General features: G+C 71.8%; 7 protein-coding genes and 1 tRNA gene. 2 read left to right on the top strand and 6 right to left on the bottom strand.

Features of this window, described 5'->3' with window-relative positions:
- Window positions 1-204: 204 nt before the first annotated feature.
- The 5 genes from ACWAT2_RS14050 to ACWAT2_RS14030 form a co-directional block, all read right to left on the bottom strand.
- Window positions 205-292 (bottom strand) — tRNA-Ser (locus tag ACWAT2_RS14050).
- Window positions 293-387: 95 nt separating this feature from the next.
- Window positions 388-933 (bottom strand): GTP-binding protein, encoded by a 546-nt coding sequence (locus ACWAT2_RS14045; protein WP_402376755.1) that lies wholly within the window; start codon window positions 931-933, stop codon window positions 388-390.
- Between the two features lie 418 nt (window positions 934-1351).
- Window positions 1352-1768, bottom strand: a complete 417-nt coding sequence (locus ACWAT2_RS14040) for a DUF742 domain-containing protein (RefSeq protein ID WP_402376392.1) — start codon at window positions 1766-1768, stop codon at window positions 1352-1354.
- An 8-nt stretch (window positions 1769-1776) separates the two neighbouring features.
- Complete coding sequence (locus ACWAT2_RS14035) at window positions 1777-2226, bottom strand: roadblock/LC7 domain-containing protein (RefSeq protein WP_106265244.1); 450 nt, start codon at window positions 2224-2226, stop codon at window positions 1777-1779.
- 101 nt (window positions 2227-2327) lie between these two features.
- Entirely contained in the window at window positions 2328-5996 is a 3669-nt protein-coding gene (locus ACWAT2_RS14030; RefSeq protein WP_402376395.1) for a sensor histidine kinase, read from the bottom strand.
- Window positions 5997-6125: 129 nt separating this feature from the next.
- Here ACWAT2_RS14030 and ACWAT2_RS14025 point away from each other — a divergent pair, with 129 nt between their 5' ends.
- Complete coding sequence (locus tag ACWAT2_RS14025; protein WP_402376397.1) at window positions 6126-7103, top strand: NAD(P)H-quinone oxidoreductase; 978 nt, start codon at window positions 6126-6128, stop codon at window positions 7101-7103.
- Between the two features lie 4 nt (window positions 7104-7107).
- Here the strand turns inward: ACWAT2_RS14025 and ACWAT2_RS14020 are convergent, their stop codons facing one another.
- On the bottom strand, window positions 7108-7944 hold the full coding sequence (locus ACWAT2_RS14020) for an EamA family transporter (RefSeq protein ID WP_402376758.1): 837 nt from the start codon (window positions 7942-7944) through the stop codon (window positions 7108-7110).
- Window positions 7945-8166: 222 nt separating this feature from the next.
- Here ACWAT2_RS14020 and ACWAT2_RS14015 point away from each other — a divergent pair, with 222 nt between their 5' ends.
- Window positions 8167-8586 (top strand): DUF805 domain-containing protein, encoded by a 420-nt coding sequence (locus ACWAT2_RS14015; RefSeq protein WP_402376399.1) that lies wholly within the window; start codon window positions 8167-8169, stop codon window positions 8584-8586.
- Window positions 8587-8655 lie beyond the last annotated feature (69 nt).

Genomic DNA, 8655 nt, shown 5'->3' with positions numbered 1-8655 from the left:
GATTTGAACCCGCGAACGGGTTGCCCCGTTACCACCTTAGCAGGGTGGCGCACTAGACCAGACTATGCGACGTCTCCTCAGCGGCCAGGCATCAGCCTGTGCTGCGGCGCCCAGACTACCCGTCTCGAGGGCCGCGGAGCAAAAGCCCGGGCGGGCAGCGAGTCCCCGGGCCGGTGACGCGGCCCCTACCAGCGATGATCTCAGCGGAGGGCGGGGGATTCGAACCCCCGGTGCGGGGTTGCCGCACAACGGTTTTCAAGACCGTCACATTCGGCCGCTCTGTCAGCCCTCCCAGGCCCCGCAGTCTAACGGGGCGGGCACGCGTGCGACGACGGCCGGCCCGTGGGCGGGTGCCCACCGACCGGCCGCATCGGAGACGTGCAGCGATCAGCCCGGAGCGCCGCCCGACCGCAGCTGCCGCATGGCGAGCTGGACGAGAGAGATCAGCGTCTGCTTGGTGGCCGCCCGGGAGCGCGCGTCCGTGTAGAGCATCGGCACGTGCGCCGGGATCTGTAGCGCCTCACGGACGTCCTCGAGGCGGTGCTTGGCCACACCGTCGAAGCAGTTGACCCCGACCACGAACGGGATGCCCCGCTGCTCGAAGTAGTCGATCGCCGGGAAGCACTGCTCGAGCCGGTCGGTGTCCACCAGCACGACGGCACCGATCGCGCCACGCACCAGGTCGTCCCACATGAACAGGAAGCGGTCCTGGCCAGGCGTGCCGAACAGGTACAACCAGAGGTTCCCGGGCAGCGACACACGGCCGAAGTCCATGGCTACCGTCGTGGTCGTCTTGCGGTCCGTCACCCCGCCCGCGTCGTCGACGCCCACCGAGTGCTCCGTCATCGCAGCCTCGGTGTTGAGCGGCTCGACGTCCGAGATGGAGCCGATGAAGGTCGTCTTGCCGACGGCGAACCCGCCGGCGACGACGATCTTCGTGACGGTCGGCGCTGCCCCGGCATCCGTGGAGGGCGACGCCGCTGCCGCGGGAGCGGACTTCTGGACGGACTGCTGCTGCACCGAGTGCTGCTGCGCAGCCTGACCGGCCGATGCGGCCTGCGGGCTCACCGTCCCCTGAGAAGCGGCGACGTTCGAGGCGGCGCTCGCCTGCTGCTCGGGTGCCGACTGCGTGGGGGCCTGCGGGGCGTTGGACATCTGCTGCTTCTCCTGGGGTGCACCCGCCTCGGCGCGCGTCGATCCACCGAGCACGCTCTGACGCACCGGTGAGCTGGTCCGTGCTGCGCCGAAGGGTGACGGCGCACCGGCGGCAGGGGCGTTCAGCCCGCCCGCCGGTGACGAGACCGGCGCCCAGCTGGGGGCCCGACTGCCGGAACCCCCGGGCGCCGCGCTGTCAGAGGGTGGAAATGCCATTGAGAACACTCTCCAAGACGCTCAGGGAAAGCCCCGAGTGGTTGCTGCCGTGGCCCGTGTGGACATTCACCGGAGCCGACGTGTGCACAGTGATGTGGCCCTCCTCCTGCATGTCCGCCACGAGGATGCGGACGACCCCCAGGGGGAGCTTCAGGAGGGCCGAGAGCTCGGCGATCGACACGTACGTGTGCGCCGCGTGCTGCAGGATCGCGCGCTTCTCGGGGGTGAGCCCGAAGCTGCTGACCGCTCCTGGCATGACCTCGACCAGCGCCTCGAGCGGCAGGTCGGACATGGAGGACCGGACGCGGCCACCCGTGACCGCGTAGGGACGCACCGTGGAAGCCTCGTAGCCGTCTGCGGAGTGCGTGCCCAGGGAACCGAACGGTGCGTGCGACATCCTCTATCTCATCCAACCTGCGCTGAGCGCGTCGTGCCGTCGACGGGAAGACTGCCCCGCATCTCGGAGATGAGCTGCGGCGTGAGCGTGGCCTCGGTGCGCGACACCAGCAGGGCCATCTCGTAACCGATGAGGCCGATGTCGCAGTTCGCCTCGGCCACGACCGCGAGGACCGAACCGTTCGAGACGTTCATCAGGAAGAGGTAGCCGTTGTCCATCTCGATGATGGCCTGCCGGACGTTGCCACCACTGAGCTGGCGCGAGGCGCCACGGGTCAGGCTCGACATCCCCGACACGATCGCAGCGAGCTGGTCGCCGCTGGTGCGATCGAGATGGTCCGACATCGCCATGAGGAGACCGTCCGCAGAGACCACCAGGGTGTGGCGGCTGCCCGGGACGGTCCGGACGAAGTTGTCGAGAAGCCACCCGAAGTTGGTCGCTTCAGTACTGAGGGTCACGCTTCCTCCTCGTCAGGTGCGCTGAGTGCGCAGGTCACCGCTGCTGCGGAGACGATCCAGGGACATCATTCACGGTCAAGGGGTCATCCGTCGAGGCCTCGTCACCCGGTTGCCTCGGAACGTCCGCGAGCGGTTGCCGACTGGAAGGCCGACAGCCGCGCGCGCAGCTGCTCCGGATCACGTTCGATACGGGCTGAGAAGCGGTCCGCTGACACGGGCTGCCCAGCGTTCCTGCTCCGGCGGGTCAGGCCGTTCGTGGCCTCCGGTGCCACCGCGGTGGGCCGGTACGTCTGCTCCTCGTTGCTGGTCGTCACGTTCTCTTCCTGGAAGACGCCGCGCTGCATGAGCGTGGACATCTCCTCGTACAGGACGGCCGAGGCCATCCACTCGGACCGCGCCTCGACGGTGTCGGGCACGTAGTGGGGGTCGAGCGCGTCAGCCCTGGCGTCCCCGGTGGAACGCAGCGGCAGCACGGACTCGCCGTAGGACCTGGCCGCCGGGCGGCCGTCGTCCGGCGACGCCGCGAAGGCGGGCGCGGCAGCAGGGGGTGCGGGATCCTCGGACGGTGCCGGTTCGACCGGGCGAGGCGCGGGGAACGGGACGTCCTCGACGATCGGCGGCTGGTAGGCCACCGGTGCCGCGGCGGGACGCTCTGGAGCGAACGGCTCCGGCTCGGTGGCACGCGGTGCCGCGGCACCCGACCACCCGCCGTCTGCCCCCGGCGCCTGCTGCAGCGGGCGCTCCGGCGCGGAGCCCGCGGAGTCCTCGCTGACGGCGAGCGTCGGTGCCGTCAGCGGATCGACGCCCCGAGCGGAGCCGACGGGCTCAACCGAGGAACCGTTCGTGACCGAGCTCGCCGCCGCAGCGGCAGCCTCCTCGACGGCGGGCTTGCGGCCGAAGAGGCCACGCTTGCGCGAGCCCTGGGCGGACGCCGTCTCGCTACGCCGGCTCGGCAGGTCGGACATCAGGTCCTCGAACGCCGGCAGGGTGGTGAAGCCGGAGTCCTCGGAGGCCGCCGGCTCGTCGCGCGGGCGCTCCGGCGCGGGAACTGCCGCGACCGGTGCGGGCGCCGACCGCGCCGGCGGCGCGACGGGCGGCGACTGGACCGACGCCGGGCTCTCCGCGACCGGGCTGAACGCCACGGGCACGTCGGCAGGGTCGTCCGTCACGGCGTCGAGCTGGAGGGTGCCGTCACCGGAGGTCTCCTCCAGGCGCTCCATCGACCGGAAGCTCGAGAAGAGGCCGGTGCGCTGCTCCGGCTCGATCGGCGCCGGGGCCGGCTCGTCCTGCGGAAGGAGCGGCATCGCGCCCGAGTGGACGTTCGGCTCGTTCACGCCCCCGGCAGGGCGCTGGCGGCTCGGCAACGAGCTGCCCGACGTCGACACCTCGCGCGGCGGCGACCAGGAAGCGTCCTCGGCCTGCTGCGAGGCGGCCTCGTCCATGTGGGGCGTGGCGAGCGGGGGCAGCACGATCGACTCGGTCGGCGGGCCCTCGTCACCACGACGACGGCGCGGCATGCCGGTGGCGGTGGTGCCGTCCGTCAGGGCGTCGAGGTCGACGGGCTGGGCCGTCGGCGGCTCCGGCTGCGCCATCCCGAACGAAGACTGCGCGGGCTGCCGCTGGTCGGCCGGCTGGAGCCGGGCGGCGGGCATCGGCATCGCCGGCGCCGAGCGGCGGTCGACGGTGGCATCGTCCGGGTACTGACCCTCCGGTGCGTACGCCGGGGCGGCCGGGCTCGACGCCGCCCGCGGGTCGGCGGGGACGGTCTGCGGGACCGCTTCGGTCAGGCCGGTCCTCGCCTGCTCCGGGCCGGCCTGCGCCACCGCGTGCTGCGTCGCCGTCTCGAGCGGGTCCGTCGGCTGCGGCAGGGGAACCGCGTCGTCGGACAGGAAGAGCTCGTGCGGGAACGCGATGGTCACCGTCGTGCCCTTGCCACCCTGACCGGCGCTGAACTCGACGGTGGCCCGCAGGCGCACGGCGAGGCGGCCGACCACGAAGAGGCCGAGGCGCTGGGCGCCGACCGCGTCGGACGCGGTGGTCGAGGCGACCTTGTGGTTGGCGTCGGCGATCTCCTCGGCAGACATGCCGAGGCCGTGGTCGCGGACCGTCACGACGACACCGCGCTCGTCTCGCGCCGTAGAGACCTCCACGGGGGTGTGCGGCTCCGAGAACATGGTCGCGTTCTCGAGCAGCTCGGCGATCAGGTGAGCCGCGTTCAACGCGTTGTGGCCGAGCATCTGCGGGTCGGTGTGCAGGCTGAGCCGCACGCGGTCGTAGAGCTCGATCTCGGACGACGCCGTCCGGATGACGTCGGAGACGGGCATCGGGTGACGGACACGACGGCCGGAGTCGATGCCGGCGAGGACCAGCAGCGACTCGGCGTTCCGGCGCATCCGGGTGGCGAGGTGGTCGAGCCGGAAGAGGTTGGACAGTGTGCTCGCGTCCTCCTCCGAGCGCTCGAGCTCGTCGAGGAAGGCGAGCTGGCGGTTGAGCAGCACCTGGTCACGCCGGGCGACGTTGACGAACATCTCCGCGATCGAGCCACGGAGCGCCGCCTGTTCCCGGGCGACGTCCATCGTGGTCTCGTTGACCTGGTTGAACGCGTGCGCCAGGCGGCCGATCTCGTCGTCGGACTCGACCGGGATCTGCACCAGGTCGACGTCGGGCGACTGACCCGGGACCGCCATCTGCTCGACCATCTGCGGGAGGCGCTCACGCACGTCCGCCGTGGCGACGGTCAGGCGGCGCAGCGGGGACACGATGCGTCGGGCGATGACCAGCGCGATGACCAGCGACAGCAGCACGATGCCGAAGGTGGCGACGAGCGTACCGATCGCCTGGTTGCGGGCGTTCGACGACACGCTCTTCGCGTGGGTCACCGTCGCGTCGCGGACCTCGTCGCGCACCGGCTGCATCTCGTCGACCCAGGCCTGGGAGAGCTCGGACCAGGTCGCGGCGTTGCGCTGGTTGATGTTCGAGAAGTCGAGGAACTGCAGCTGGAACCGCAGGCCGTCCAGCTCGTCGGAGTAGCCGGGGAGCTCGATCCCCAGGCCCAGGCGGTCGACGCGGTCCTGCGCCGCCGCCCGCAGGTCGTCCGTGGTGTTCAGCGCGGTCACCATCTGGTTCATGAGGTCGCCGTTGCGATCGCCGTCGGTCGCCTCGGCACGTGCCGCGTCGGCGAGACCGAGCGCCACGATCGGCCGCTCGTAGGTGTTCGCCAGCATCGCCTGGTCCATCCCCACGTAGGCGTTCAGACGCTCGGCGAGTGCCGAGTCGGTCGAGGCTGCGGAGAGCGACCGGGGGATGTCCAGCGCCCGTTCGATGATCTCGCCGTACTGGGCGGTCGCGGACGCAGCGGTGATCTGCCCGGCGATGACGTCGGTCTGCAGGTCGTCGACGGCCCGGCGGTCCTCGAGCGTCGCGTTGATGGCGTCGCGCACGTTGGTGCTCAGCATGTCGGTGTCGAGCGCGGCCAGCGCCTCGTTGCGCGCGTCGATCGCCTCGTCCGTCTGCTCCTGCGCCTCGACGAGCTGGTCCATCGCGCCCTCGACGTCGTTCAGCGCGGCGACGGACAGCGCCCGCTCCGCCGCCATCGCGGTGCCCGCCCGGTCCTGCAGCTCGAGGCTGTCCACCAGGCCCGACGACTGGTTGGACTGGATCATGTCCTGCAGCGCGCCCCACGAGATGTACGTGGCGGCCAGAAGTAGGACGAAGATCGGCACGGCGAGTGTCGCAAGGATCTTCCCGCGAACGCCCAACCTGCGGAGCATGGGGACCTCTCTCCATCACTGATCGTTCGGAGCGTCGAAAGGCGTCCCGCCTCCGCTGTCTCCGGTGTTCATGCACCTGAGGGGGCTGCTCTGGTCACTCGACGCCGCGCGCGAGTAGCCTTCCTCCGTGTGCGAGCCGTCACGATATCGGGCGAACCCCCTGCAGGGAAACTCGCCACAACTGACATCAACCTACCCGAACCGGACACCGGGGAGGTACTGATCGACGTCGCTTCCAGTGGCGTCAACCGTGCTGACCTGCTACAACGCGCCGGAGTCTACCCGCCACCACCCGGTTCTCCCGAGTGGCCAGGTCTCGAGATATCGGGTACCGTCCGCCGGCTCGGACCGGGCGTGTCGTCCCGGCGTGTCGGCGACGAGGTGGTCGCGCTCCTCGCCGGCGGCGGCTACGCCGAGCAGGTCGTCGTCCCCGCGGCGCAGACTCTGCCGGTGCCCGACGGCGTCGATCTGCTCGACGCCGCCGCACTCCCGGAGGCGGTCTGCACGGCCTGGACCAACCTGGTGGACAGCGGCCGTCTGCGCAGCGGGGAGACGCTGCTGGTGCACGGCGGGTCCGGTGGCGTCGGCAGCGTCGCAGTCCAGCTCGGCGCCGCGCTGGGTGCCCGGGTCGTCGCCACCGCGGGCGGCCCCGAGCGCACCGCCCGCTGCCGCGAGCTCGGCGCGAGCGCCGTCGTCGACCACCGCTCCGAGGACGTCGTGGCCGCGGTCCGCGAGGCGACGGACGGCCGGGGGGCCGACGTCGTGCTGGACGTGCTCGGGGGTGGGGCGCTCGGCGACAACGTGCGCCTCCTCGCCCCGGGCGGGCGGCTCGTCGTCATCGGGCTGCAGCAGGGGCGGACTGGCGAGCTCGACCTCGCCCGGCTGATGGCAAGGCGCGCGACGGTGACCGGCACGACGCTGCGCTCGCGCAGCGTGGAGGAGAAGGCGGAGGTGGTCTCGGCCGTCGGCGAGCACGTCTGGCCGATGGTCGCGGACGGCCGGGTGCGGCCCGTGGTGCACGCCCGTCTGCCGCTGGACGAGGCCGAGGCCGCGCACGCCCTGCTCGACTCGGGCGAGGTCTTCGGCAAGGTGCTGCTCGTCCCCTGACGCCCTACTCCCGGCCGGCCGCCGTCATGACGATCGCGCCGGAGACGAGGGCCAGGCCGGCGATCTCCGGCCACGAGGGGATCTGCCGCAGGACGACGGCGCCGATCACCGTCGCCGTCGCCGGGAGCATCGCGAGCAGCACCGAGAAGGTGGCCGTGCCCACGCGGCGCAGCACCACCTGGTCGAGCACGTACGGCACGACGGAGGAGCACACCGCGACCACGAGCAGGAAGCCGAGCAGCGCGAGATCGGGCACGACGGCCGGTACCGAGGAGCCGAAGAACGGGGCGAACACCAGCGCGCCCACGAGCATGCCGACCGCGAGCCCGTCGATCCCGGCCCCGCCCCCGGCGACCCGCTTGCCCAGGACGATGTACCCGGCCCAGCACGCGGCCGCCGCGAGCACCGCCACGAGGCCGACGACGACGTCGGAGCGCGGCAGGTCGCCCTCCAGCGTCACGCCCGCGAGCAGGACGACGCCCGCGGCGGCGACGACGATCGCCCCGCGCTCGCGCCAGCCCCGACCCGTGACCGCCGCGACCGCGACGGGACCGGTGAACTCGATCGCGACGGCGACGCCGAGCGGAAGGTGGTCGATGCCCACGTAGAAGACGATGTTCATCGCCGCAAGGGCGGTGCCGAACAGCCCGGCCGCCACGACGTCGTGCCGGGTCCACCGGCGGCGCCAGGGACGGCGCCAGGCGAGCAGCACGACGGCGGCGAGGACGATGCGCCACCAGCTCACCGTGGGCGCGCCCAGCGAGTCGAACAGCCCGACGGCGACGGCGGCGCCGAGGTACAGCGTCAGCCCCGAGACGACGAAGATCGCCGGGGCCGGCACCCGGTCCAGCGGACCGCGGGCCGGTGACGGCGGCGGGCCGGGCGGGACGGGCGCGGTGGCGTCGGACACCTGGGGAGCGTACGCCCGGGCGTCGGACGGACGTCCACATGGCGAGGGATGTGGAGGAAACGCGACGAGAACCTGGACGCCGGGTGATCGTGTCGCTATGTTCGCCTGCGGTCGTCGCGCCCGTGGCGACCGGACCACGCACAAGGGATAGCTATGAGCTTCGGCACCGCCGTCAAGACCGTCTTCAGCAAGTACGCCACCTTCTCCGGCCGCGCCCGCCGCTCCGAGTACTGGTTCTGGGCGCTGTTCCAGGTCATCGTCTACGTCGTCGTGAGCTTCATCGCGGGCCCGATGATGGCTGCCGGCATCGACCTGCAGACCGGCGAGATCGGCGGCTCGTACTTCGGTGGCACGGCGCTGTTCGCCCTCGTCGGCCTCGCCTTCCTGCTCCCGAACCTCGCGGTGGTCGTGCGCCGGCTGCACGACCAGGACAAGCCCGGCCCGTTCATCTTCCTCGGCCTCATCCCGGGCGTCGGCGGGATCATCATCCTCGTCCTCATGCTTCTCGAGGGCACCCGCGGCCCGAACCAGTTCGGCCCGGACCCCAAGGCCGTCGCTCCGGCCCAGGTCTGAGCGAGAACGCAGGAGCCCCGCGACGTCGTCACTCCCCGAAGTGGAGCGCCCCCCTGGGGCGCGTGAACG

The sequence above is a fragment of the Isoptericola sp. GX10416 genome (assembly GCF_056590155.1).
Note: the sequence above shows the minus strand (reverse complement) of the source record. Positions and strands in the feature narration are given on the sequence as shown.